We start from the raw sequence: 25,914 nt of genomic DNA, 5'->3' as shown, positions 1-25,914 counted from the left end.
AAACAACTATTTTTCGGCGCAGCGCTAAAACGCTTGCATCCCCTGCCGGTTTTGACGCATTTTCATAAACACAACGCAGCAAAACCGCGCCATCGTTGATGCAGCGGCCATGCTGCCTATAACAGCAAATACAACATCACAGTCTATGCCCAAAATAATTCGAGTTGCTTGTCGGCGGCAACTGAGCGAAGCCCCAGGAGCTTACTCAAGGGGTGAGTGAAGGCAGCCAACACCCAAGCCACTTGAAGTATGACAGGTATAAAAAAGTCGTTAGGAGAGTCGGTATATGTGTTCTATTTTCGGTGTGCTCGATCTGAAGTCCGATCCCGTTGAATTGCGTAAGAAAGCGCTGGAGCTGTCCCGTCTGATGCGCCACCGCGGCCCGGATTGGTCCGGTGTTTACGCCAGCGATAAAGCCATCCTGGTGCATGAGCGCCTGTCGATTGTCGACGTCAACAATGGCGCCCAACCGCTGTACAACGCTGCGCACACCCACGTTCTGGCCGTTAACGGCGAGATCTACAACCATCAGGCGCTGCGCCAGCAGTTTAGCGATCGCTACCAATTCCAGACCGGCTCCGACTGTGAAGTGATCCTGGCGCTGTACCAGGAGAAAGGCCCTGACTTCCTCGACGAACTGCAAGGGATGTTCGCCTTCGCGCTGTACGATTCAGAGAAAGACGCTTACCTGATTGGCCGCGACCATCTGGGCATTATCCCGCTGTACATGGGCCATGACGAATTCGGCAACCTGTATGTCGCCTCTGAAATGAAAGCGTTGGTGCCGGTTTGCCGCACCATTAAAGAATTCCCGGCGGGCAGCTACCTGTGGAGCCAGGACGGCGAGATCCGCGAATATTATCAACGTGACTGGTTCGATTACGACAACGTTAAAGACAACGTGACCGACGCCAATGCCCTGCGCAACGCGCTGGAAGACTCGGTGAAAAGCCACCTGATGTCCGACGTACCCTATGGCGTCCTGCTGTCCGGCGGCCTGGATTCTTCGGTGATCTCCGCCATTACCAAAAAGTACGCGGCACGCCGTGTCGAAGATCAAGAGCGCAGCGAAGCCTGGTGGCCACAGTTGCACTCCTTCGCCGTGGGTCTGGAAGGTTCACCGGATCTGCGCGCCGCGCAGGAAGTGGCAAACCACCTGGGCACCGTGCACCATGAGATCCACTTCACCGTACAGGAAGGTCTGGACGCCATTCGCGACGTGATTTATCACATCGAAACCTATGACGTTACCACCATTCGCGCTTCCACTCCGATGTACCTGATGTCACGCAAGATCAAGGCGATGGGCATCAAGATGGTGCTGTCTGGCGAAGGCGCGGACGAAGTGTTCGGCGGCTACCTGTACTTCCATAAAGCGCCGGATGCCCGTGAGTTCCACGACGAAACCGTACGTAAACTGTTAGCACTGCATATGTTTGACTGCGCGCGCGCCAACAAGGCGATGTCCGCCTGGGGTGTGGAAGCCCGTGTGCCCTTCCTGGATAAAAAATTCCTCGACGTGGCAATGCGCATCAACCCTAAGGACAAAATGTGCGGCAATGGCAAAATGGAAAAACATATCCTGCGCGAATGTTTTGAATCCTATCTGCCGGCCAGCGTCGCCTGGCGCCAGAAAGAGCAGTTCTCCGACGGCGTCGGTTACAGCTGGATTGACACGCTGAAAGAGGTCGCTGCCAAGCAGATCAGCGATCAACAGCTCGAAACCGCACGTTTCCGTTTCCCGTACAATACGCCGAGCTCCAAAGAAGGCTACCTGTATCGCGAAATTTTCGAAGAGCTGTTCCCGCTGCCAAGCGCGGCAGAATGCGTGCCTGGCGGCCCGTCAGTGGCCTGTTCCTCAGCCAAAGCCATCGAATGGGACGAGTCATTCAAGAAAATGGACGATCCTTCTGGTCGTGCAGTCGGCGTTCACCAATCCGCCTACAAATAATCACGCCGGGTTTTCTCCCCAAGGCGGGCCTCCGGGCCCGCCTTCAGATTATTGACAAAGGGGGATAAAAGCGTGGTTTTTCCCCCTTTGTGTTCTTAGCCGAAAATCAATAAATTGATTTTCCTGGTTTATTTTCAAATCCTTTATCGCCTGCCGCCAAACTTTATATGTTTGTCAGCAGTCTCAAGGCGGACCTCCAGGTCCGCCTTTTTGCTGATGTTTTCAACCATTAATTGCCTGAATTGATGCTTTTATCGCCATACTGTTCACAACCCAGACAAACGACACATCCAGCCGCTTTTTCGGGAAAAAACTTGTTGACGCAAAACGGCCATATACGCATAATGCGCCCCGCAACGCCGATGAAGGTTGCGCGAAAAAAGATGGCTACGTAGCTCAGCTGGTTAGAGCACATCACTCATAATGATGGGGTCACAGGTTCAAATCCCGTCGTAGCCACCATCTTTTTTGCGGGAGTGGCGAAATTGGTAGACGCACTAGATTTAGGTTCTAGCGCCGCAAGGTGTGCGAGTTCAAGTCTCGCCTCCCGCACCATTTCTTTTCATCGAGTTGCAGGCAACAGGTGGGGTATCGCCAAGCGGTAAGGCACCGGTTTTTGATACCGGCATTCCCTGGTTCGAATCCAGGTACCCCAGCCATCTTTTTTAGGATGGGGATGTTGCAAAAAAGTTAAACGTGTTGATGGGGTATCGCCAAGCGGTAAGGCACTGGTTTTTGATACCAGCATTCCCTGGTTCGAATCCAGGTACCCCAGCCATACCAATGCTGTTGACTTTTAAAGTAAAATATCGAAAAATGGCTACGTAGCTCAGCTGGTTAGAGCACATCACTCATAATGATGGGGTCACAGGTTCAAATCCCGTCGTAGCCACCATATTTTACTGTTACACCATTGGGGTGTCGCCAAGCGGTAAGGCTCTGGTTTCTGATACCAGCATACCCAGGTTCGAATCCTGGCACCCCAGCCACATTTAGAAAAGCCCGCTTCGGCGGGCTTTTTGCTATCTGGAATTTGGCGAGACCGGATGAATAAGGGCGCGACATTGAACTGCGCCCTTGTAGGAAGGGCCGCCTACAGCCCCAGCGCGTATTTCAGCGCATGTTCCTTCAACTTGCCCGCCCGTTGGGCCGCCATCAACGCAATATTGCGCGCCACGCAAAGCGGCGACAAATTATTGCTGAAAGCGGTATAAAACAGATCCATACCACTTTGCATCAGCAAGTTATCGGTGCGACGGCGACGCTGATAACGCATCAGTACCGCTTCGCTGCTCCAGTCTTCACCCAACTCGCGTGCATCACACAAAACCGCCAGCAAGGCTTCTACGTCACGATACCCCAGGTTTACTCCCTGCCCGGCTAACGGGTTGATGGTATGTGCCGCGTCACCGAGCAACACCAACCCCGGCAACACATAGCGTTGCGCATGGCGGCGCGCTAACGGGAAAGATCCGGCCGCATGCACCTTCACTTCCCCTAAGCGGGCAGGAAAGGCTTCGGCGATCTCTTTCTCAAGCTGCGCTGGCGGCATCGCCTGCAGCTGGCGGATGCGCTGCGGGCTGTCGTACCACACCAGCGAGGCCCATTGATCATACAACGGCAGGAAAGCCCGGGGACCGGAAGGGAAAAACTGCTGCCAGGTCGTATCTTGCTGCGGCTCGCCGGTATCGACGGTGATCAGCATGCAGGACTGGCGGTACTGCCAGCCGCTGGTACCGATAGCGGCCAAATTGCGCACCTGCGAGTTGGCTCCATCGGCCCCCACTACCAAACGTGCTTGTAGCGTCTGTGAAGAGTCCAGCGTCACTTGCCAGTGGTCGTCATTCCGCTGCAGCGAACGCAGCCTGGCGGGGCAATAGAGCGTCAGATTTTCGCACTGCTCCAGCTGTTGCCAGAGCGCCAGTTGCAAAATACGGTTTTCTACCATAAAACCCAGCTCCGGCAGGCCGAGCGAGGCGGCGTCAAACGCTACCCGTGAAGAGGCCCACTCCCAGGTTTCCAATCGGCGGTAAGGCGCCGAGCGCATCGCTTGCACCGCCGGCCAGGCGCCGAGTTGTTTCAGCAACCCCACCGAGGTGCAGCCGATGGCGGAAATACGCAGATCCGGCGGGCTTTGCGCATCGAACGCCTGCGGAGCCTGATGTTCCAGCAAGGCCACCGACCAACCGGCCTGCGCCAGCCCCAATGCGGCGGCCGCGCCGACCATCCCGCCGCCTACCACCACGGCGTCATACCGTTTTTGAGATACGTTCATATTGGCTATGTTTTCTTAGTGAATTATCGCCATTCCCACCGGCATGGCGTTTGGCTCCAGTGTAACGGATTTTTAATTTGGCTTCAGGTCGCATGGTGTTTTCCCCGCGCTGGTCACAACGGCGTCAAATGTTTACAATAAGCGCCCTGCATGTCGCGTATCGCAACTTTCGTCCGCACTGAGTAATGGCAAGTCAATGACCAAAAAACTACATATCAAAACCTGGGGCTGCCAGATGAATGAATATGATTCATCGAAAATGGCGGACTTACTGGGAAGCACACACGGTTACCAATGGACCGACAACGCTGAAGAAGCGGACGTGCTGCTGCTGAATACCTGCTCGATCCGCGAGAAAGCGCAGGAAAAAGTTTTCGCCATGTTAGGGCGTTGGAAACTGCTGAAAGAAAAGAACCCGGCGCTGATCATCGGCGTCGGTGGCTGCGTGGCCTCACAGGAAGGCGAACACATTCGCAGCCGCGCGCCTTGCGTCGACGTCGTGTTCGGGCCGCAGACCCTGCACCGCCTGCCGGAAATGCTCAACCACGTGCAGGGCACCCGCAGCCCCATCGTCGACATCAGCTTTCCGGAAATCGAAAAATTCGATCGCCTGCCGGAACCGCGTGCCGAAGGCCCTACCGCCTTCGTCTCCATCATGGAAGGCTGCAACAAGTACTGTACCTTCTGCGTGGTGCCTTATACCCGCGGTGAAGAAGTCAGCCGCCCAAGCGATGACGTCCTGTTTGAAGTCGCCCAACTGGCGGCGCAGGGCGTACGCGAAGTCAACCTGCTCGGCCAGAACGTCAACGCCTATCGCGGCGCGACTTACGACGGCGAAATTTGCTCGTTTGCCGAACTGCTGCGCCTGGTGGCGGCCATCGACGGTATCGACCGCATCCGTTTCACCACCAGCCATCCGATTGAATTCACCGACGATATCATCGCGGTTTATGAAGACACACCGGAGCTGGTGAGCTTCCTGCATCTGCCGGTACAAAGCGGCTCAGACCGTATACTGACCATGATGAAGCGCGCGCATACCGCGTTGGAATACAAAGCGATCATTCGCAAGCTGCGCAAGGCGCGGCCGGACATCCAGCTCAGCTCCGATTTTATTATCGGCTTCCCGGGTGAAACCCAGGCCGATTTCGAACAGACCATGAATCTGATTGCCGAGATCAACTTTGATACCAGCTTCAGCTTTATCTACTCGTCCCGCCCTGGCACACCGGCGGCCGATATGGTCGATGACGTCAGCGAAGACGAAAAGAAACAGCGTCTGTATATCCTGCAGGATCGCATCAACCAGCAGGTGCTGCAGTTCAGCCGCCGGATGCTCGGAACCGTACAGCGTATTTTGGTGGAAGGCACTTCCCGCAAAAGCGTGATGGAACTGGCGGGCCGGACAGCCTGCAACCGCGTGGTGAACTTTGAAGGCACGCCGGATATGATCGGTCAGTTCGTTGATGTGGAAATCACCGAGGTTTTGACCAACACACTGCGTGGCGCAGTGGTGCGTACCGAACAGCAGATGGACCTGCGCGTGCATGAATCCCCGCAGTCAGTCATCGCCAGAACCCGAAAAGAGAACGCGCTGGGCGTCGGCATTTATCAGCCCTGACGCCCTCTCCGCAGTGCAGTAAGCCGTGGCGCCCGACGCCACGTCAGCGATTATCCTTATGACTTATCAGCCGGGTCTCGATGCCCGGCCATTTTCTTTTTTTTATTTTTTTGATTAAGAGGCGACATAACATGCAACTCCCACACTGCCCGAAGTGCAACTCCGAATACACCTACCAGGATAACAACCTGTTTATCTGCCCTGAGTGCGCCCACGAGTGGAGCGACAGCGCGCCGGCGGACGACAGCGATACGCTGATTGTCAAAGACGCCAACGGCAACCTGCTGGCCGACGGCGACGCCGTGACCGTAGTGAAAGACCTCAAGGTCAAAGGCAGCTCTTCCATGCTGAAAATCGGCACTAAAGTGAAGAACATCCGCCTGGTGGAAGGTGACCACAACATCGACTGCAAGATCGATGGCTTTGGCCCGATGAAGCTGAAATCCGAATTCGTGAAAAAGAACTGATCGCCAGCCCTGAATCTCCCAAGCATTACGCGGCTGTTTTGGCCGCGTTTTTCCTCCTTCGACCCTTGAATTTTGCCGCCGACGCACAGATAGATCATGGGTAAACTTGCGCCAGTGCGGCGCACCATGAATAATTCAAGGTAGAGAGTTCAGGCTTGGCCCTGGACGCGCGTACCGAAAACCAACCAGGCCCGATATGAGCCTTGAGGAATAGTTTGAACGTCGCAACACAAGAAATTTTGTTAGAGCCGGCAGACAATAAGCGATTGCTCAGCCTGTGCGGCCCGTTTGATGACAATATCAAACAACTCGAACGCCGGTTGGGCATTGAGATCAACCGCCGTGACAACCGTTTCAAGCTGGTCGGCAAGAACCCTTGCGTGGTTGCCGCCGCCGATATCTTGCGCCATCTGTATGTGGACACCGCCCCCATTCGCGGCGTGATCCCGGATATCGACCCGGAGCAGATCCATTTAGCAATCAAAGAAAGCCGGGTGCTGGAACAGGTTGCCGACAGCGTGCCGGATTACGGCAAGGCGGTGACCATCAAAACCAAACGCGGCATGGTGAAACCGCGCACGCCGAATCAGGCGCAATACATTGCCAATATTCTCGATCACGACATCACCTTCGGCATCGGCCCGGCCGGTACCGGCAAGACCTATCTGGCGGTCGCCGCTGCGGTGGACGCCTTGGAACGCCAGGAGATCCGCCGCATTCTGCTGACCCGTCCAGCGGTTGAAGCCGGTGAAAAACTGGGCTTCCTGCCGGGGGATCTGAGCCAGAAGGTCGATCCTTACCTGCGCCCGCTGTATGACGCCCTGTTCGAAATGCTGGGCTTTGAGCGCGTGGAGAAGCTGATCGAACGTAACGTGATAGAAGTCGCGCCGCTGGCCTATATGCGCGGCCGTACGTTGAACGACGCGTTTATCATCCTCGACGAGAGCCAGAACACCACCATCGAACAGATGAAGATGTTCCTGACGCGTATTGGCTTCAACTCCAAGGCGGTCATCACCGGTGACGTGACGCAGATAGACCTGCCGCGCAACCAAAAATCCGGCCTGCGCCACGCGGTGGAAGTGCTTTCTGACGTCGAAGAACTGAGCTTCAATTTCTTCCATAGCGAAGACGTGGTACGCCATCCGGTGGTGGCCCGCGTGGTCATCGCTTATGAAGCCTGGGAAGCCGCCGAACAAAAACGCAAAGATGCGATTGCCGAACAACGTAAACGCGAGGCAACCATCGCCTCCGAGCAGGAGACACCATGAGTCAGGTGATTTTGGATCTGCAGATTGCCTGTGCAGACAGCAACGGCCTGCCGGATGAAGCCACCTTCCAGCGCTGGCTGGAAGGCGTGCTGCCGCAGTTTCAGGAGGAGGCCGAGGTCACCATTCGCCTTGTGGATGAAGCGGAAAGTAACGAGTTGAACCTGACCTATCGCGGAAAAGACAAACCGACCAACGTGCTGTCTTTCCCGTTCGAAGCTCCCCCGGGTATCGAGCTGCCGCTGCTGGGCGATCTGATCATCTGCCGTCAGGTGGTTGAACAGGAAGCCGTCGAGCAAGAGAAGGCGCTGGAGGCCCACTGGGCGCATATGGTTGTCCATGGCAGCCTTCATCTGCTAGGGTATGACCACATCGAAGACGATGAAGCCGAAGAAATGGAGTCTTTGGAAACCGAAATCATGCACGGACTGGGTTACCCGGACCCGTACCTGGCGGAAAAAGACCCCCTCTGACGTCAGCTGATTTCCCCGCAGCCCCCGTATGGGGCTGCCGCTGACTCCCCTAACTCTGACATGAGTGATATTAACTAAAACGCCATGAGCGACGACCATTCACAAAGCAATGACAGCCCCAGTCCCAAGAAGGGGTTCTTTACTCTTATCCTTAACCAGCTGTTCCACGGCGAACCCAAAAACCGTGGCGATCTGGTAGAGCTGATCCGTGATTCCGAGCAAAACGACCTGATCGATCCCGATACCCGAGACATGCTGGAAGGCGTGATGGATATCGCCGAGCAGCGCGTGCGCGATATCATGATCCCGCGCTCCCAGATGGTGACGCTCAAGCGTAACCAAACGCTGGAAGAGTGCCTGGACGTGATCATTGAATCCGCCCACTCGCGCTTCCCGGTGATCAGCGAAGATAAAGATCACATCGAAGGCATTCTGATGGCCAAGGATCTGCTGCCGTTTATGCGCGCGGAATCCGAGGAATTCAGCATCGACAAGGTGCTGCGCACCGCCGTGGTGGTGCCTGAAAGCAAGCGAGTAGACCGGATGCTGAAGGAGTTCCGCTCCCAGCGTTATCACATGGCGATTGTCATTGACGAGTTCGGCGGCGTGTCCGGCCTGGTCACCATCGAAGATATTCTGGAACTGATTGTCGGCGAAATCGAAGACGAATATGACGACGAAGACGATCTGGATATCCGCCAGCTCAGCCGCCATATGTATACCGTGCGAGCGCTGGCGCCGATTGAAGACTTCAACGAAGCCTTCGGCACCCACTTCAGCGACGACGAGGTCGACACCATCGGCGGCCTGGTGATGCAGGCCTTCGGTCACCTGCCTGCACGCGGGGAAACCATTGAAATCGAAGGTTACCTATTTAAAGTTGCGATGGCGGACAGTCGACGTATCATCCAGGTTCATGTAAAAATTCCGGACGATTCTCCGCAACCGAAACTGGAAGAATAAATCAAACATGGCTAAAGCCTCTTTCCTTGAACGCCAGTGGGTTCGCGCCCTGCTGGCGCTGTTGACCGGCGCCAGCGGCACGCTGGCGTTTTCCCCTTACGATATCTGGCCGGCGGCCCTTGTCTCTCTGTTCGGCCTGTTGGCCGTAACCCTGAACCGCACCACCAAACAGTCTGCCTTGCTCGGTTTTTGCTGGGGTTTCGGTCTGTTCGGGACGGGAATCAACTGGGTTTACGTCAGCATTGCCGACTTCGGCGGCATGCCTTTCTCCATCAACATTTTCCTGGTCGTGCTGCTGGCGGCTTACCTGTCGCTGTATACCGGGCTGTTCGCCGGGTTGCTGGCACGTCTGTGGCCGACCACCAGTTGGTACCGTTTAGCGATTGCCGCGCCCGTGTTATGGCAAGTCACCGAGTTTTTACGTGGCTGGGTGCTGACCGGTTTCCCCTGGCTGCAGTTTGGCTACAGCCAGATTAACGGCCCGCTGAAAGGCGTGGCGCCGTTGCTCGGGGTAGATACCATCACCTTTATGCTGATGGCGATCGCCGGGCTGTTGGTGTACGCCGTCAATCAGCGCCGGATCGCCGCGGCTGGGGTTGCCGTCGCACTGCTGTTGCTGCCGTGGCCGTTGCGCCAGCTGCACTGGTTTACCCCGCAACCGGACAAGGCGGTCAACGTCGCGATGGTGCAGGGCAATATCGCTCAGTCGATGAAGTGGGATCCGAAAGCGTTGGTCAGCACCTTGCAAACCTATTTGGACGAAACGCGTCCTTATATGGGCAAAGCGCCGATCATCATCTGGCCGGAGTCTGCCATTCCGGATTACGAAGCCAGCCAGAACGGCTTCCTGACCATGATGGATGACCTGATGCGCGCCAAAAACAGCAGCCTGATCACCGGTATTGTTGATGTGCGTGCTACGCCGCAGGGCCAGCAAATCTACAACAGCGCCATCGTGCTGGGCGAGCCGACGCCGTACGTTTATCCGGCCAAGGACCGCTATAACAAGCACCATCTGGTGCCGTTTGGCGAGTTTGTGCCGCTGGAAACGCTGCTGCGCCCGCTGGCACCGTTCTTCGATTTACCGATGTCTTCATTCAGTCGTGGCGACTACGTCCAGCCACAGCTCAGCGTGAAAGGCTATAACCTGACGGCGGCAATCTGTTATGAGATTGTTCTCGGCCAGCAGGTACGCGACAACTTCCGGCCGGACACCAACTTCCTGCTGACCATCTCCAACGACGCCTGGTTCGGCCATTCCATCGGCCCATGGCAGCACTTCCAGATGGCGCGCATGCGTGCTCTGGAGCTGGGTCGCCCTCTGTTGCGCAGCACCAATAACGGCGTCACCGCCGCGGTAGACGCCAACGGTGAGGTGATCGCAGAGATCCCTCAGTTCACCCGCAAGGTGCTGGAGGTGAAAGTCACACCAACCACTGGCATAACACCTTATGCACGTTTTGGCGCCACGCCATTGTGGATAATCACCCTGCTGCTTGGCGGCCTGGCGTTGATCCTCGGCCTGCGCCGTAAATAAGCCCACCGGGGCGCTGCCCGTCAGCGCCCCGTTTCCCTCATCCACCTTGCAGCTTGCCACGCCGCACTCTCCTACGCGGCTAGCATAAAGCGTCGCCAAATCAATGCTTCTGGCACACTCCTTGCTTTAATTACTCTGTTATGGAGAGCCGATTTACTTTTACTGACGTTTTGTCGCACCTGTGCACAACTCAAGAGCATGACCGGCACCACAAAGGTGCATTGGGGTTTTGTTGCATTAATTTGGTGCGCGTGGCGTCTCAAAAAAAGAAACATTTTAGTTTCAATCCATTCACAATCGGCTATTTTCTAACGGTTATGTGTTCTAAGACTATCTTTATACTTGAGCAATAAATCTCCATTTAGAATCTGATGCTCTTTGAATTTGAGCCACCACAACAGCAAAGGAGTTGGACCATGCAAATGCGTAAATTGGCGTTATCGTTACTGCTGATCGGTATGGCAGGTAACGTAGCCCATGCGGAAGAACTGACCGGTACGCTGAAGAAAATCAAAGACAACGGCGTCATCGTTGTCGGCCACCGCGAATCGTCAGTGCCGTTCTCCTACTACGACAACCAGCAAAAAGTTGTGGGTTACTCCCAGGACTACTCCAACCAAATCGTTGAAGCGGTTAAGAAAAAACTGAACGCTCCTGATCTGCAGGTCAAAATGCTGCCGATCACCTCACAGAACCGTATCCCGCTGCTGCAAAACGGCACCTTTGACTTCGAATGCGGCTCGACCACCAACAACCTCGAACGCCAAAAACAGGCGGCCTTCTCCGATACCATCTTCGTGGTCGGTACCCGTCTGCTGGTGAAAAAAGGCTCTGACGTCAAAGACTTCAAGGATCTGGCGGGCAAACCTGTCGTGGTGACCTCAGGCACCACCTCTGAAGTGCTGCTCAATAAACTGAACGACAGCGGCAAGATGAACATGCGCATCATCAGCGCCAAAGACCACGGCGACTCCTTCCGTACCCTGGAAAGCGGTCGTGCAGTAGCCTTTATGATGGATGACGCCCTGCTGGCGGGTGAACGCGCGAAAGCGAAGAAGCCGGACCAATGGGAAATTCTGGGCACACCGCAGTCGAAAGAAGCCTACGGCTGTATGCTGCGTAAAGACGATCCTGAGTTCAAGAAACTGGTCGATGACACCATCGCTCAGGCTCAAACTTCAGGCGAAGCAACAAAATGGTTTGATAAGTGGTTCAAACAGCCTATTCCACCGAAGAACCTCAACATGAACTTCGAACTGTCCGACGACATGAAGCAACTGTTCAAAGAGCCTAACGATAAAGCATTGCACTAATAGAACAAGAGCTGGGGCGGCCGCCAGGCCAAACCAGCCCTGTTGATGGCTGGGACAGACAGGAATACGGGAGGCCGTTCCCCTCCCGTATTTTTCCCATAACGCATTACCGATGCCCGCACACATAAGTCAGCCCGACTGGCCGCGGCGCCCTCGGCGTTGAATAGTCATCAATCTTTAGGCGCTCTGCGCCCGCTTAACGGAGTTTGTTATGTCAATAGATTGGAACTGGGGTATCTTCCTGCAGCAGGCCCCGTTTGGGAATACCACCTACCTCGGCTGGATTTGGTCCGGCTTTCAGGTCACGGTAGCCCTCTCCGTCTGTGCATGGATTATCGCTTTCTTTGTCGGTTCGCTATTCGGTATTTTGCGTACCGTGCCCAACCGCTTTCTTTCCACCCTCGGTACCTGTTACGTCGAACTGTTCCGTAATGTGCCGCTGATCGTCCAATTCTTTACCTGGTATCTGGTGATCCCGGAACTGCTGCCGGCGAATATCGGCATGTGGTTCAAAACCGAACTCGATCCTAACGTGCAATTCTTTGTTTCCTCGATGCTGTGCCTCGGGCTGTTTACCGCCGCTCGCGTCTGCGAGCAGGTACGTGCTGCCATTCAGTCACTGCCACGCGGTCAAAGAGCGGCCGGGTTGGCGATGGGCCTGACGCTGCCGCAAACCTACCGCTACGTGCTGTTGCCGAATGCCTACCGGGTGATTGTGCCGCCGATGACCTCGGAAATGCTCAACCTGGTCAAAAACTCTGCCATCGCTTCCACTATCGGGTTGGTCGACATGGCTGCCCAGGCCGGCAAACTGCTGGACTACTCTGCGCATGCCTATGAATCCTTTACCGCGATTACGCTGGCCTATATCGCCATCAACGCCGTGATCATGCTGTTTATGCGGTTGGTAGAGAGAAAAGTGCAGTTGCCCGGCAACTTGGGGAGTAAATAATGTACGAATTTGACTGGGCATCGATTGTCCCAAGTTTCCCTTATCTGCTGCAGGGCCTGTTGATCACGCTGAAGATCACCGTGACCGCCATCGTCGTCGGTATTCTGTGGGGAACCGTTCTGGCGGTAATGCGCTTGTCGCCCATCAAACCGATCAGCTGGTTCGCTGCCGTTTACGTCAACCTGTTCCGCTCCGTCCCGCTGGTGATGGTGCTGCTGTGGTTCTACCTGGTGGTTCCAAGCTTATTACAACAGGTTCTAGGGCTGTCGCCGAAAACCGATATTCGCCTGATCTCGGCTATGGTAGCCTTTTCCCTGTTTGAAGCGGCTTATTACTCGGAAATTATCCGCGCCGGTATCATCAGCATCTCACGCGGCCAGTCCTCCGCCGCGCTGGCACTGGGCATGACCCAATGGCAGTCAATGAAGCTGGTGATCCTGCCGCAGGCGTTCCGCGCCATGGTGCCGCTGCTGCTGACCCAGGGCATCGTACTGTTCCAGGATACCTCCCTGGTGTACGTACTGAGCCTGGCTGACTTCTTCCGTACCGCCTCGACCATTGGCGAGCGCGACGGCACCCAGGTTGAAATGATCCTGTTTGCCGGCTTTGTCTACTTTGTTATCAGTCTCGCCGCCTCGGCGCTGGTAAGCTATTTGAAGAAAAGGACTGTTTGATGATATCCCTGAAAAATGTTTCTAAGTGGTACGGTCACTTTCAGGTTCTGACCGATTGCACCACCGAAGTAAAAAAAGGCGAGGTGGTGGTGGTCTGCGGTCCTTCAGGCTCGGGCAAGTCTACCCTGATCAAAACCGTCAACGGTCTGGAGCCGATCCAGCAGGGCAATATCCTGGTGAACGGTACTCCGGTCAACGACAAGAAAACCAATCTGGCGCAGCTGCGTTCCAAGGTCGGTATGGTATTCCAGCACTTCGAGCTTTTCCCGCACCTGTCGATCATCGATAACCTGACGCTGGCGCAGGTGAAAGTGCTCAAACGCGACAAAGACGCCTCGCGCGAGAAAGGCCTGAAACTGCTGGAGCGCGTCGGCCTGACCGCACACGCCAACAAGTTCCCCGGCCAGCTTTCCGGCGGCCAGCAGCAACGCGTGGCTATAGCCCGAGCGCTGTGCATGGATCCTATCGCCATGCTGTTCGATGAGCCCACTTCGGCGCTCGATCCGGAAATGATCAACGAAGTGCTGGACGTTATGGTCGAACTGGCCAATGAAGGCATGACCATGATGGTGGTAACCCACGAGATGGGCTTTGCCCGTAAAGTGGCGAACCGGGTGATCTTTATGGATGAAGGCAAAATCGTCGAAGACCGTAATAAAGACGACTTCTTCAACAATCCGGAGTCCGAACGCGCGAAGGACTTCCTGGCGAAAATCCTGCACTGATGCCTCGCCTGCGCCCCGCCCGGGGCGCAGTTTCATTCCCTCTTTCCGGCACTAAAAGCACTTGTTTCTCTCCGATTTTGATCCGATGCTCATTGGATAACAAATAAGGAGATAAACATGCCCCGCCCTATCATTATCGATTGCGACCCCGGTCTGGACGATGCCATTGCCCTTGCCATGGCGCTGAGTTCACCAGAATTGGACGTTAAAGCCATTACCACCTCCGCCGGTAACCAGACGCCGGAAAAAACCCTGCACAATGCGCTGGGTCTGTTGACGTTGATGAAGCGTGAAGACATTCCCGTCGCTGCCGGTGCTGCCGCGCCGTTGATGCGAGACCTGGTGATTGCCGACTACGTTCACGGCAAAACCGGCATGGGTAATACCCATCTGCCAACGCCCGCCATCCAGCCGGTGGCGCAAACTGCCGTAGAGCTGATCGCCAGCCTGCTACGCAGCAGTGCGCAGCCGATCACGCTGGTGGTCACCGGCCCCATGACCAATATCGCGCTGCTGCTGGCCCAACACCCAGAGCTGAAAGGTAACATTGAACGCATCGTGTTTATGGGGGGAGGTATGAATGCCGGCAACACCACCCCGGTGGCAGAGTTCAACATCTATGTCGATCCCGAAGCCGCCGAAATGGTGTTGAAATCCGGCGTGCCGCTGACCATGGCAGGGTTGAACGTGACTCACCAGGCGCTGGTGCTGCCACAGGATATCGAACGCATCCGTCAGATAAACAACCCGGTGGCGCAGGCGGTGGCCGAAATGCTCGACTTCTACCTGCCGCTGTACCTTAGCCATCCCCGTGGGCTGCCCGGTGCCGCGATGCACGACCCCTGCACCATCGCCTGGCTGCTGGCACCACAGCTGTTTGGCAGTATCGAACGCTGGGTCGGCGTGGAAACCAAAGGGGAATATACCCTCGGCATGACCGTAGTGGATATCTTCGGCCAGAACGGCAAGCCGGCCAACGTTGAAGTGCTGACCGATATCGATCGCGAAGGCTTTATCGATCTGTTGGCCGAGCGCGTAGCCCGCTATTGACCACCGGGCGGGAAACCGCCCTGACATTCAATATTTTTGATTTAACTCAGCGAATTTTTACGCTATCACTGGCCCAGGCTTGCCTCTAAGATGCTGTTAAACGCACAGCATCGCTGACACCTTAGACCAAGCCTGGAGATAGCCCAATGAGTCGTATACTGGTCCTGAAATCAAGTATCCTGGGTGATTACTCCCAGTCTGGAAAATTAGTCGATTTTTTTGTTCAACAGTGGCGTGAAGCACACCCCAATGACAGCTTTACGGTTCGCGACTTAGCCAACCCGACACTGCCGGAGCTGGATGGTGAAGTGATTGGCGGGTTTAGCGCCGGTGACAAACCTTTAACACCGCATCAGCAAAAGACGCTGACACTTTCCGATGAGCTGATCGCCGAGCTGAAATCGCACGACACCATTATCATCAGCGCGCCGATGTACAACTTCAACATCCCGACGCAGTTGAAAATCTATTTCGATCTGGTGGCGCGCGCTGGCCAAACCTTCCGCTACACCTCTGAAGGCTCTGAAGGTCTGGTCACCGGCAAGAAAGCGATTGTGATCTCCAGCCGCGGCGGTATCCACGCGGATACGCCAACCGATCTGATCACGCCGTACCTGAAGCTGTTCCTGGCGTTTATCGGCATTACCGACGTCGAGTTCGTGCTGGCGGAAGGCTTTGCTTACGGCCCTGAAGCAGCAGAAAAAGCCGCTCAGGAAAGCCGGGTTGCGGTGGCACAGAAAGTGCCGGCCAAAATCGACACAGCCCCGCAGGCTGAAGTGGCTACGGCCTCGGCTGGCGGAAGCTTTCTTGGCAACCTGATGAAAAAACTGTTTGGCTAAGAGCAGCGCCTGCCCTGAGCTTTTCCAGCGGAGAGGCCAGGGCGCGCAGCAAGCTTAAGGTTCGAAAGGCCGACGCTGGAACTGGTCATGACCGCATTTCGGGCACAGCGGCAGCACTTCCGGCGTGTAAAACGCCAAATGATGGTGGCATTTTTCGCACACCAGATTACCCAGCCCGACAACCTCACCGCTGTGGTAAACGCCATGGTGGCTGACGTCCTTGAACACCTCGCGCCATTCCAACTGAGTTTTGTCGGTAATATCCGCCAGCTCCTGCCACAGGCTCTCCTTGATGACCCGCATGAAAACGCTGTCGGTAAACTCGTCCCGGCTCTCCTGATAACTGCGAGCGAACTCTTCCAGATCGCGCCGTACCGCCTGTGTAACCTGCTCAACTTCGTCGCGCGTCAGTTCACCCGCTTCGCTTAGCCGTTTTTCTGCGCTCGCGACCAGCGAGTCAATATCACGCTCGCCATTTTTCAGGCGTTCTGTCAGAGATGCCACCAATTCGCGGTAGTACTGAGCAACCTTGTTCATAATCTCTCCTCGATGAACTTACGTGACTGGGCTTACCTCCTAAACTATCCCTTATCATTTTAGCCGTAAATTGCTGATGTCACTTGGCAAGACATGGTTTCCTCAAGATGTGAGTCTTATCATGGCCGGTATTTTTTAAATACGTCGAGTCGGGCGCTTGGTGTTGTTGCCGGGAGGTCTTATCAGCTATGCTATGCGGATCTATAAGTACTCAACAGAATGCTACAGAAATCCCCCCGATAGGTTTCGAGTCACGGCCAGGCGGCCAGTACGTGAAACCCAAGAGCTTACAAAGGTAAGTGACTGGGTTGAGTGTACGCAGCCAACAACGCTGTGGCTTGAAAGATGAAGGGGGAGCTGTTTTACACCTACAGGACCACCAGCCGCCATGCAAGAGCAATACCGTCCAGAAGACATAGAATCGAACGTACAGCTTCACTGGGAAGAGAAGCAAACTTTCAAAGTTACCGAAGATGCGAGCAAGGAAAAGTATTACTGCCTATCCATGCTGCCGTACCCATCAGGCCGTCTGCACATGGGGCACGTTCGTAACTACACTATCGGCGACGTGATCTCGCGCTACCAGCGCATGCTAGGTAAAAACGTGCTACAGCCTATTGGCTGGGATGCGTTCGGCCTGCCGGCGGAAGGCGCTGCGGTTAAAAACAACACCGCACCGGCTCCGTGGACCTACGACAATATCGAATACATGAAGAACCAGCTGAAACTGCTGGGCTTCGGCTATGACTGGGATCGCGAGATCGCCACCTGCGATCCGGACTACTACCGTTGGGAACAGTGGTTCTTCACCAAGCTGTACGAAAAAGGCCTGGTCTACAAGAAGACTTCCGCGGTGAACTGGTGCCCGCACGATCTGACCGTGCTGGCCAACGAACAGGTGATCGACGGCTGCTGCTGGCGCTGCGACACCAAGGTTGAGCGTAAAGAGATCCCACAGTGGTTTATCAAAATCACCGACTACGCCGATCAGCTGCTCAACGATCTGGACACGCTGGAAAGCTGGCCAGAACAGGTCAAAACCATGCAGCGCAACTGGATTGGCCGTTCCGAAGGGGTGGATATCACCTTTGACGTAGCGGGCAGCGACGAAAAGCTGACGGTTTACACCACCCGTCCTGACACCTTTATGGGCGCGACCTACGTGGCCGTAGCCGCAGGTCACCCATTGGCGCAGCAAGGCGCGGTGAACAACCCGGCGCTGGCTGAATTTATCGAAGAGTGCCGTAACACCAAAGTGGCCGAAGCCGAAATGGCGACGATGGAGAAAAAGGGCATGCCGACCGGCCTGTTCGCCATCCATCCGCTGTCCGGCGAGCAAGTGCCAATTTGGGTCGCCAACTTTGTGCTGATGGAATACGGTACCGGCGCGGTGATGGCGGTTCCGGCTCACGATCAGCGCGACTGGGAATTTGCCACCAAATACGACCTGCCAATCAAACCGGTCGTTCTGGCCCTCGACGGCAGCCAACCGGATGTACAAGCTGAAGCGATGACCGAGAAAGGCACGCTGTTCAACTCCGGCGAGTTTGACGGTCTGGATCACCAAGACGGTTTCAACGCCATTGCCGACAAACTGGTCGCCAAAGGCGTTGGTCAGCGCAAGGTTAACTACCGTCTGCGCGACTGGGGCGTTTCCCGCCAACGTTATTGGGGCGCACCAATCCCGATGGTCACGCTGGAAGACGGTACCGTGATGCCAACGCCAGAAGACCAACTGCCGGTGATCCTGCCGGAAGACGTGGTGATGGATGGCATTACCAGCCCGATCAAAGCCGATCCCGAGTGGGCGAAAACCACCGTTAACGGCCAACCGGCGCTGCGCGAAACCGACACCTTCGACACCTTTATGGAGTCGTCCTGGTACTACGCGCGCTATACCTGCCCGCAGTACGACCAGGGGATGCTGGATCCAGCCGCTGCCAACTACTGGCTGCCGGTCGATCAGTATGTCGGCGGCATCGAACACGCCATCATGCACCTGATGTATTTCCGCTTCTTCCACAAGCTGCTGCGTGACGCTGGCCTGGTCGACTCCGACGAGCCGGCAAAACGCCTGCTGTGCCAGGGCATGGTGCTGGCAGACGCCTTCTATTACACCGGCAACAGCGGCGAACGCGTCTGGGTTTCCCCGGTCGACGCCAACGTTGAACGTGATGACAAAGGCCGCATTATCAAAGCCACCGATCCACAAGGTCGTGAACTGGTCTATGCTGGCATGAGCAAAATGTCGAAGTCGAAAAACAACGGCATCGACCCGCAGGTGATGGTTGAGAAATACGGCGCAGATACCGTCCGTCTGTTCATGATGTTTGCTTCACCGGCAGAAATGACGCTGGAATGGCAGGAATCCGGCGTAGAAGGGGCAAACCGCTTCCTGAAACGCGTGTGGAAACTGGCCTACGAACACCTGGAAAAAGGCGCCGTTCAGCCGCTGAACGTGGCAACGCTGAGCGAAGATCAGAAAGCGCTGCGCCGCGATCTGCACAAAACCATTGCCAAAGTGACCGACGATATCGGCCGTCGTCAGACCTTCAACACCGCGATTGCCGCCGTGATGGAACTGATGAACAAGCTGGCCCGTGCACCGCAAGAGAGCGAGCAAGATCGCGCCCTGCTGCAGGAAGCGCTGTTGGCAGTCGTTCGCATGCTGTATCCGTTCACTCCGCACGTGTGCTTCTCACTGTGGCAGGCGCTGGGCGGTGAAGGCGATGTGGATACCGCAGCCTGGCCGCAAGCCGACGAGCAGGCTATGGTCGAAGACTCCAAGCTGGTGGTGGTGCAGGTCAACGGTAAGGTTCGCGCTAAAATCACCGTGGCTGCCGATGCAACCGAAGAGCAGGTACGTGCGCGTGCCGCTGAGGAACATCTGGTCGCTAAATATCTGGACGGGGTCACGGTTCGTAAAGTGATCTATGTTCCGGGCAAATTGCTTAACCTGGTTGTGGGTTAACACAAGGAGGCGTTGTGCGACATCGTATTCTGACGTTGTTGCTGGGGTTGGCGGTGCTGGTCACCGCCGGCTGCGGTTTTCACCTGCGTGGTACCACGCAGGTCCCTTCGGAAATGAAGACGCTGCTGCTGGACAGCTCGGACCCTTATGGTCCGCTGACCCGCGCGGTGCGTGAGCAGTTACGTCTCAGCGACGTGACCATCGTCAAGGATGCCAAACGTAAGGATCTCCCTTCCCTGCGCATCATTGGCGCCACGGAGAGCCAGGATACCGCCTCTATCTTCCAGGACGGTAAAACCGCTGAGTACCAAATGGTACTGACCGTTCAGGCACAGGTGCTGATCCCGGGTCACGATCTGTATCCGCTAAACGTTAAAGTTTTCCGTTCGTTCTTCGATAACCCGTTGACCGCATTGGCAAAAGATTCCGAACAGGACATTATTCGCCAGGAAATGCGCGAGCAGGCCGCCCAACAGCTGGTACGTAAGCTGCTGACGGTGCACGCTGCGGAAGAAGAAACCCAACAGAAAGCCGCTGCCGCCGGTGAAAAAGCGGCCAGTCGCATAGATCAATGATTCGTATTTACCCTGAACAACTTGCCGCGCAGCTCCGAGAGGGGCTGCGCGCTTGTTATTTATTGACCGGCAACGAGCCGCTGCTGCTGCAGGAAAGCCAGGATCTGATCCGCCACGCGGCCCAAGAGCAGCAGTTCACCGAGCATTACAGCATTTCGCTCGACGCCCATACCGATTGGGATGCCATCTTCAGCATCTGTCAGGCCATGAGCCTGTTCGCCAGCCGTCAGACGCTGCTGCTGATCTTCCCTGAGAACGGGCCGACGGCACCGATCGGCGAACAGCTGATCAAACTGGCCGCACTGCTGCATGACGACATTTTGCTGATGCTGCGTGGGCCACGCCTGACCAAAGCGCAAGAAAACAGTGCCTGGTTCAAGGCGCTCAGCCCGCACGGCGCTTACGTCAGTTGCCAGACGCCGGAACAGGCGCAGCTCCCCCGCTGGGTCGCTCAACGAGCCAAAACCCTGAAGCTGGAACTGGACGACGCGGCAAACCAACTGCTGTGTTACTGCTACGAAGGCAACCTGCTGGCGCTGTCGCAGGCGCTGGAGCGACTGTCGTTGCTGCACCCGGATGGCAAACTCACGCTGCCGCGCGTTGAACTGGCGGTAAATGATGCAGCCCACTTCACACCATTCCACTGGCTTGACGCCCTGTTGGCCGGAAAAAGCAAACGCGCCTGGCATATCCTGCAGCAGATGCAGCAGGAAGATGTCGAGCCAGTGATCCTGCTGCGAACCCTGCAACGGGAACTGCTGCAGTTGCTCAACCTGCAACGCCGCATGGCGACAGTGCCTTTGCGTACGCTATTCGATCAATACAAGGTTTGGCAAAACCGCCGTAACCTGGTAACCCAGGCACTGCAACGGCTGTCCGGCACCCAGCTGCGGCAAGCGGTTCATCTGCTCGCGCAGATAGAAATCACCCTTAAGCAGGATTACGGCCAGTCGGTCTGGTCTGAATTGGAAACCCTGTCGATGCTGCTGTGCGGCAAACCTCTGGCCACGAGTTTTTCAGATGTCCACTAATCCGCAAGACACTCCCGTTCTGCACGCCCTGTTTGGCGGCACCTTCGACCCTATCCATTACGGCCATCTGCGGCCGGTGGAAGCGCTGGCCGCAGAGGTTGGTCTGAACCGGGTCACGCTGCTGCCGAACCATGTTCCGCCGCACCGCCCTCAGCCCGAAGCGAACGCTCAGCAACGGTTGAAAATGGTGGAATTGGCCATTGCCGGTAACCCGCTGTTTGCGGTTGACGATCGTGAACTGCATCGCACCACCCCTTCCTATACCATCGAGACGCTGGAAGCCATTCGTAAAGAACGTGGCGCCGCCTTGCCTCTGGCGTTTATCATTGGCCAGGACTCGCTGTTGACGCTGCACAAATGGCACCGCTGGCAGTCGCTGCTGGATACCTGTCATCTGCTGGTGCTCGCTCGCCCTGGTTACAACGATCGCATGGATACGCCTGAGTTACAGCAGTGGCTGGAGCAACATCAGGTGAGCGATCCCGCCCAGCTCAGCCGGCATCCTCACGGATTTATTTATCTGGCCGATACGCCACAGCTGGAGATTTCGGCCACGGAAATTCGTCAGCGCCGCCATCAGGGACTCAACTGTGACGACCTGTTGCCGCGTTCAGTACAGCGCTATATCGAGTTACAGGGTTTATATCGCTAGCAACAGCCGCGTGATATACTGCGCCGCTATTTTTCAGGTATTCGCTGAAAACCCCGGAATCCTTAGCTGGCCGGGCAGTCACCAGCTGGCTTTCAGCGGCATCCTGCCGACTTATCATTGATTCAGGCCGCAAAACGGGCAAGCTGCCCGCCGCAGTCGAATGAACAGAACACACCCGAGGGGGAACCTTTGCAAGGTAAAGCGCTCCAAGATTTCGTCATCGATAAAATTGATGACCTGAAAGGCCAAGACATTATCGCTCTGGATGTACAAGACAAATCCAGCATCACCGATTGCATGATCATCTGCACCGGGACCTCTACCCGTCACGTGATGTCGATCGCCAACCACCTGGTGCAGGAAGCCCGCACCGCCGGTATGGAACTGTTCGGCATGAAAGGCCAGGAAGCCTCCGACTGGATCGTTGTCGACCTGGGTGACGTGATCGTTCACGTGATGCAGGAAGAGAGCCGTCAGTTGTACGAGCTGGAAAAACTCTGGAGCTAAGCGGTGAAACTGCAACTGGTAGCCGTCGGCACTAAAATGCCAGACTGGGTGCAGACCGGCTTTATGGATTATCTGCACCGCTTTCCGAAAGACATGCCGTTTGAGCTGACCGAAATCCCGGCGGGCAAGCGCGGCAAGAATGCCGATATCAAACGCATTCTGGAAAAGGAAGGCGAGCAGATGCTGGCTGCGGTAGGCAAAGGCAATCGCATTGTCACGCTGGATATTCCCGGTACGCCGTGGGAAACGCCGCAGTTGGCGCAACAACTCGAACGCTGGAAGCAGGACGGCCGCAACGTCAGCCTGCTGATTGGCGGTCCGGAAGGGCTGGCCCCGGCGTGTAAGGCCGCCGCCGAACAGAGTTGGTCGCTCTCACCGTTGACATTACCGCATCCTTTAGTGCGCGTGCTGGTGGCCGAAAGCCTCTATCGCGCCTGGAGCATTACAACAAATCATCCTTACCACCGGGAATAACCGGTGGTAATAGTGACAGAGTGAAATAAAGCAGCGGGATGAAAATAGAACGTAACCCTTTTCGCGACTATACGGCCGAATCCGCCCTGTTTGTACGCCGCGCCCTGGTGGCGTTCTTGGTCATCCTGGTGCTGACCGGCACCCTCATCGCCAATCTGTATAACCTGCAAATCGTCCGCTTTGAGGATTACCGCACCCGCTCCAACGAAAACCGCATCAAACTGGTGCCGATCGCGCCCAGCCGCGGCATTATTTACGATCGCAACGGCACTCCGCTGGCGCTCAACCGCACCATCTACCAACTGGAGTTGATGCCGGAAAAGGTCGATGACCTGAAAGCCACGCTACAGGCGCTGCGTTCGGTGGTCGATTTGACCGATGATGACATCACCAACTTCGAAAAAGAGCGCAAGCGCTCGCGCCGTTTCGTCTCTATCCCGGTGAAAACCGCCCTGAGCGAAGTGCAGGTGGCGCGTTTTGCGGTTAACCAGTTCCGCTTCCCCGGCGTAGAGGTCAAAGGCTACCAGCGTCGCTATTACCCTTACGGTTCCGCCCTGACCCATGTGATCGGCTACGTGTCGAAGATCAACGACCGTGACGTCGAACGCCTGGATAAAGACGGCAAGCTGGCCAACTACGCCGCGACGCACGACATCGGCAAGCTGGGCATCGAACGCTATTACGAAGAAACCCTGCATGGCAAAACCGGCTACGAAGAGGTTGAAGTCAACAACCGTGGCCGGGTGATCCGCCAATTGCATGAGCAACCGCCTTCCGCCGGCAAAGACGTCTATCTAACGCTGGATCTCAACCTGCAGCGCTATATCGAGCAGTTGCTGGTGGGCAGCCGTGCGGCAGTGGTGGTGAGCGATCCGCGCACCGGCGGCATTCTGGCTATGGTGTCCAACCCCAGCTATGACCCGAACCTGTTCGTCGACGGCATCTCCAGCAAGGATTACCAAGGGCTGCTCAACGATCCGAACCGGCCGCTGATCAACCGTGCCACGCAAGGGCTCTACCCACCCGCCTCCACGGTGAAGCCGTATATTTCCGTTTCGGCGCTCAGCGCCGGGGTGATCACCAAGAACACCATCGTCTTCGATCCCGGCTGGTGGCAATTGCCCGGCTCGGAAAAACGCTTCCGCGACTGGAAAAAATGGGGCCACGGCCGCCTGAACGTCACCAAAGCGTTGGAAGAGTCCGCGGATACCTTCTTCTATCAGGTCGCTTACGACATGGGCATCGATCGCCTTTCAACCTGGCTGACCAAGTTCGGTTACGGCGAATATACCGGCATCGATCTGTCAGAAGAGCGTTCAGGCCTGATGCCGACTCGTGACTGGAAATTCAAGCGCTATAAAAAACCCTGGTATCAGGGCGACACCATTCCGGTAGGTATCGGCCAGGGTTATTGGACGGCGACGCCGATCCAGATGGCCAAGGCGCTGACCACCCTGATTAACGACGGCAACGTCAAAACGCCGCACCTGCTGCAGAGCACCCGTATCAATGGCGTGCTGGTGCCTTTCCAGCAGGAAGAGAGCACGCAGATCGGCGATATTCATTCCGGCTTCTGGGAAATTGCCAAAGACGGCATGTATGGCGTGGCCAACCGCCCAAATGGGACGGCACGCAAGTACTTTGCAGGTACGCCATACAAAGCCGCGGCGAAATCGGGGACCGCACAGGTATTCGGTTACGAAACCTATAACGCCCACAAACTCGCAGAGCACCTGCGTGACCACAAACTGATGACGGCCTTCGCTCCCTTCGATAATCCGACGGTTTCGGTCGCCATCATTCTGGAAAACGGCGGTGCAGGTCCAGCGGTCGGGACGATCACTCGTCAGATCCTCGACCATATCTTGCTGGGCGACAACAATACGCAATTACCGGACGCGGCTCCGCTGCCGCCTGGTGTAGAAGGTGATTAAGGTAGAACATGACTGAAAGCCAACAAAAAGCGTCGATCTGGACCAAAATCCATATCGACCCCACATTCCTGCTGTTAATTCTGGCCCTGCTGGTCTACAGCGCTTTCGTGATGTGGAGCGCAAGCGGCCAGGACATCGGCATGATGGAGCGCAAGATCGGCCAGATTGTCATGGGGTTGATCGTCATGGCCGTCATGGCGCAAATCCCGCCGCGGGTCTATGAAAGCTGGGCACCGTATCTGTATATTTTCTGCGTGATACTGCTGATTTTGGTAGACGCTTTCGGCCAGATCAGTAAAGGCGCCCAGCGCTGGCTGGATCTCGGCTTCGTGCGTTTCCAGCCGTCAGAGATCGCCAAAATCGCGGTACCGCTGATGGTAGCGCGCTTTATGAACCGCGACGTCTGCCCCCCTTCTCTGAAGAATACGGCGATTGCGCTGGTACTGATTTTCCTGCCTACGCTGCTGGTTGCCGCACAGCCGGATTTGGGCACCTCGATTCTGATCGCCGCCTCCGGCCTGTTCGTGCTATTCCTGTCCGGCATGAGCTGGAAGCTGATCGCCGTAGCCGCCGTGCTGCTGGCGGCCTTTATCCCGGTGCTGTGGTTCTTCCTGATGCACGGCTATCAGCGCGACCGCGTTATGATGCTGCTCGATCCGGAAACCGACCCCCTTGGCGCCGGCTACCACATTATTCAGTCGAAAATTGCTATCGGCTCAGGCGGTCTGTCCGGTAAAGGCTGGCTGCATGGTACCCAGTCACAGCTGGAATTTCTGCCGGAACGCCACACCGACTTTATCTTTGCGGTGCTGGCCGAGGAGCTGGGGCTGGTCGGGGTACTGGTGCTGCTGGCGCTATACCTGCTGGTGATCATCCGCGGTCTGATGATCGCCGCCAAGGCGCAAACCACCTTCGGTCGAGTGATGGTCGGCGGGCTGATGCTGATTTTGTTCGTTTATGTGTTTGTTAACATTGGTATGGTCAGTGGTATTTTACCGGTAGTTGGCGTACCTTTGCCTCTGGTCAGTTACGGGGGTTCGGCGCTGATTGTGCTTATGGCTGGGTTCGGCATTATCATGTCGATCCACACGCATCGGAAAATGATGTCTAAAAGTTTATAAGAGG

23 protein-coding genes and 6 tRNA genes are annotated in these 25,914 nt (G+C 56.1%); 27 read left to right on the top strand and 2 right to left on the bottom strand.

The window, feature by feature from the left end; genetic code table 11:
* Positions 1–286 precede the first annotated feature (286 nt).
* The 7 genes from asnB to EBA31_RS04925 all read left to right on the top strand — a co-directional run bounded on the left by asnB (position 287) and on the right by EBA31_RS04925 (position 2,940).
* A complete protein-coding gene (gene asnB, locus EBA31_RS04955; protein WP_020825635.1) occupies positions 287–1,951 on the top strand; it encodes an asparagine synthase B in 1,665 nt (554 codons plus the stop codon).
* 385 nt (positions 1,952–2,336) lie between these two features.
* Positions 2,337–2,413: transfer RNA gene (locus tag EBA31_RS04950), tRNA-Met, on the top strand.
* Positions 2,414–2,421: 8 nt separating this feature from the next.
* A tRNA-Leu gene (locus EBA31_RS04945) sits at positions 2,422–2,506 on the top strand.
* Positions 2,507–2,535: 29 nt separating this feature from the next.
* Positions 2,536–2,610: transfer RNA gene (locus tag EBA31_RS04940), tRNA-Gln, on the top strand.
* 44 nt (positions 2,611–2,654) lie between these two features.
* Positions 2,655–2,729 (top strand) — tRNA-Gln (locus EBA31_RS04935).
* 40 nt (positions 2,730–2,769) lie between these two features.
* Positions 2,770–2,846, top strand: a tRNA-Met gene (locus EBA31_RS04930).
* A 19-nt stretch (positions 2,847–2,865) separates the two neighbouring features.
* A tRNA-Gln gene (locus EBA31_RS04925) sits at positions 2,866–2,940 on the top strand.
* A 104-nt stretch (positions 2,941–3,044) separates the two neighbouring features.
* Here the strand turns inward: EBA31_RS04925 and ubiF are convergent.
* Positions 3,045–4,226: a 3-demethoxyubiquinol 3-hydroxylase gene (ubiF, locus tag EBA31_RS04920; protein ID WP_046374283.1), complete on the bottom strand. Its 1,182-nt coding sequence runs from the start codon at positions 4,224–4,226 to the stop codon at positions 3,045–3,047.
* A gap of 196 nt (positions 4,227–4,422) precedes the next feature.
* Here ubiF and miaB point away from each other — a divergent pair, with 196 nt between their 5' ends.
* The 12 genes from miaB to EBA31_RS04860 all read left to right on the top strand — a co-directional run bounded on the left by miaB (position 4,423) and on the right by EBA31_RS04860 (position 16,108).
* On the top strand, positions 4,423–5,847 hold the full coding sequence (miaB, locus tag EBA31_RS04915; RefSeq protein ID WP_046374284.1) for a tRNA (N6-isopentenyl adenosine(37)-C2)-methylthiotransferase MiaB: 1,425 nt from the start codon (positions 4,423–4,425) through the stop codon (positions 5,845–5,847).
* Positions 5,848–5,978: 131 nt separating this feature from the next.
* The gene (locus tag EBA31_RS04910; protein ID WP_020825632.1) at positions 5,979–6,314 is read left to right on the top strand and encodes a zinc ribbon domain-containing protein YjdM; all 336 of its coding nucleotides are present in this window, start codon (positions 5,979–5,981) and stop codon (positions 6,312–6,314) included.
* 215 nt (positions 6,315–6,529) lie between these two features.
* Entirely contained in the window at positions 6,530–7,585 is a 1,056-nt protein-coding gene (locus EBA31_RS04905; RefSeq protein ID WP_020825631.1) for a PhoH family protein, read from the top strand.
* A complete protein-coding gene (ybeY, locus tag EBA31_RS04900; RefSeq protein ID WP_020825630.1) occupies positions 7,582–8,055 on the top strand; it encodes an rRNA maturation RNase YbeY in 474 nt (157 codons plus the stop codon). The genes EBA31_RS04905 and ybeY overlap by 4 nt, the downstream gene beginning before the upstream one ends.
* 84 nt (positions 8,056–8,139) lie before the next feature.
* Entirely contained in the window at positions 8,140–9,018 is an 879-nt protein-coding gene (gene corC / locus EBA31_RS04895; protein ID WP_012005653.1) for a CNNM family magnesium/cobalt transport protein CorC, read from the top strand.
* 7 nt (positions 9,019–9,025) lie between these two features.
* Positions 9,026–10,555 (top strand): apolipoprotein N-acyltransferase, encoded by a 1,530-nt coding sequence (gene lnt, locus EBA31_RS04890; protein ID WP_046374286.1) that lies wholly within the window; start codon positions 9,026–9,028, stop codon positions 10,553–10,555.
* 416 nt (positions 10,556–10,971) lie between these two features.
* Positions 10,972–11,868 carry an amino acid ABC transporter substrate-binding protein gene (locus EBA31_RS04885; RefSeq protein ID WP_122077587.1) on the top strand — a complete coding sequence of 299 codons (897 nt, stop codon included), beginning with the start codon at positions 10,972–10,974 and terminating at the stop codon, positions 11,866–11,868.
* A gap of 211 nt (positions 11,869–12,079) precedes the next feature.
* On the top strand, positions 12,080–12,820 hold the full coding sequence (locus EBA31_RS04880; protein ID WP_017891917.1) for an amino acid ABC transporter permease: 741 nt from the start codon (positions 12,080–12,082) through the stop codon (positions 12,818–12,820).
* Positions 12,820–13,494 carry a glutamate/aspartate ABC transporter permease GltK gene (gltK, locus tag EBA31_RS04875; protein ID WP_020825627.1) on the top strand — a complete coding sequence of 225 codons (675 nt, stop codon included), beginning with the start codon at positions 12,820–12,822 and terminating at the stop codon, positions 13,492–13,494. Before EBA31_RS04880 ends, gltK begins: the two co-directional genes overlap by 1 nt.
* A complete protein-coding gene (locus tag EBA31_RS04870) occupies positions 13,494–14,219 on the top strand; it encodes an amino acid ABC transporter ATP-binding protein (protein WP_020825626.1) in 726 nt (241 codons plus the stop codon). The genes gltK and EBA31_RS04870 overlap by 1 nt, the downstream gene beginning before the upstream one ends.
* Positions 14,220–14,336: 117 nt before the next feature.
* Positions 14,337–15,269: a pyrimidine-specific ribonucleoside hydrolase RihA gene (rihA, locus tag EBA31_RS04865; protein ID WP_122077585.1), complete on the top strand. Its 933-nt coding sequence runs from the start codon at positions 14,337–14,339 to the stop codon at positions 15,267–15,269.
* 146 nt (positions 15,270–15,415) lie between these two features.
* Positions 15,416–16,108 (top strand): FMN-dependent NADH-azoreductase, encoded by a 693-nt coding sequence (locus EBA31_RS04860; RefSeq protein ID WP_122077583.1) that lies wholly within the window; start codon positions 15,416–15,418, stop codon positions 16,106–16,108.
* Between the two features lie 54 nt (positions 16,109–16,162).
* Here EBA31_RS04860 and EBA31_RS04855 read toward each other — a convergent pair whose 3' ends face one another.
* The gene (locus EBA31_RS04855) at positions 16,163–16,645 is read right to left on the bottom strand and encodes a zinc ribbon-containing protein (RefSeq protein ID WP_046374288.1); all 483 of its coding nucleotides are present in this window, start codon (positions 16,643–16,645) and stop codon (positions 16,163–16,165) included.
* A gap of 388 nt (positions 16,646–17,033) precedes the next feature.
* On the opposite strand from EBA31_RS04855, the gene leuS reads away from it, so the two are divergent.
* From leuS to mrdB, 8 genes are all read left to right on the top strand, one after another.
* Positions 17,034–19,616: a leucine--tRNA ligase gene (leuS, locus tag EBA31_RS04850; RefSeq protein ID WP_122077581.1), complete on the top strand. Its 2,583-nt coding sequence runs from the start codon at positions 17,034–17,036 to the stop codon at positions 19,614–19,616.
* Between the two features lie 14 nt (positions 19,617–19,630).
* Positions 19,631–20,191: an LPS assembly lipoprotein LptE gene (lptE, locus tag EBA31_RS04845; protein WP_122077579.1), complete on the top strand. Its 561-nt coding sequence runs from the start codon at positions 19,631–19,633 to the stop codon at positions 20,189–20,191.
* Positions 20,188–21,222 (top strand): DNA polymerase III subunit delta, encoded by a 1,035-nt coding sequence (gene holA / locus EBA31_RS04840; RefSeq protein ID WP_020825620.1) that lies wholly within the window; start codon positions 20,188–20,190, stop codon positions 21,220–21,222. Before lptE ends, holA begins: the two co-directional genes overlap by 4 nt.
* A complete protein-coding gene (nadD, locus tag EBA31_RS04835) occupies positions 21,212–21,874 on the top strand; it encodes a nicotinate-nucleotide adenylyltransferase (protein ID WP_122077577.1) in 663 nt (220 codons plus the stop codon). Before holA ends, nadD begins: the two co-directional genes overlap by 11 nt.
* A gap of 189 nt (positions 21,875–22,063) precedes the next feature.
* Positions 22,064–22,381 carry a ribosome silencing factor gene (gene rsfS / locus EBA31_RS04830; protein WP_020825618.1) on the top strand — a complete coding sequence of 106 codons (318 nt, stop codon included), beginning with the start codon at positions 22,064–22,066 and terminating at the stop codon, positions 22,379–22,381.
* A gap of 3 nt (positions 22,382–22,384) precedes the next feature.
* On the top strand, positions 22,385–22,855 hold the full coding sequence (gene rlmH, locus EBA31_RS04825) for a 23S rRNA (pseudouridine(1915)-N(3))-methyltransferase RlmH (protein WP_004949595.1): 471 nt from the start codon (positions 22,385–22,387) through the stop codon (positions 22,853–22,855).
* A gap of 38 nt (positions 22,856–22,893) precedes the next feature.
* Positions 22,894–24,789, top strand: a complete 1,896-nt coding sequence (gene mrdA / locus EBA31_RS04820) for a peptidoglycan DD-transpeptidase MrdA (RefSeq protein WP_020825617.1) — start codon at positions 22,894–22,896, stop codon at positions 24,787–24,789.
* Between the two features lie 8 nt (positions 24,790–24,797).
* Entirely contained in the window at positions 24,798–25,910 is a 1,113-nt protein-coding gene (gene mrdB / locus EBA31_RS04815) for a peptidoglycan glycosyltransferase MrdB (RefSeq protein ID WP_020825616.1), read from the top strand.
* Positions 25,911–25,914: the final 4 nt, after the last annotated feature.

Origin of the sequence: Serratia sp. P2ACOL2 (genome assembly GCF_003691565.1) — a bacterium.
In the GTDB taxonomy this organism is placed as follows: Bacteria; Pseudomonadota; Gammaproteobacteria; order Enterobacterales; family Enterobacteriaceae; genus Serratia; species Serratia liquefaciens.
Note: the sequence above shows the minus strand (reverse complement) of the source record. Positions and strands in the feature narration are given on the sequence as shown.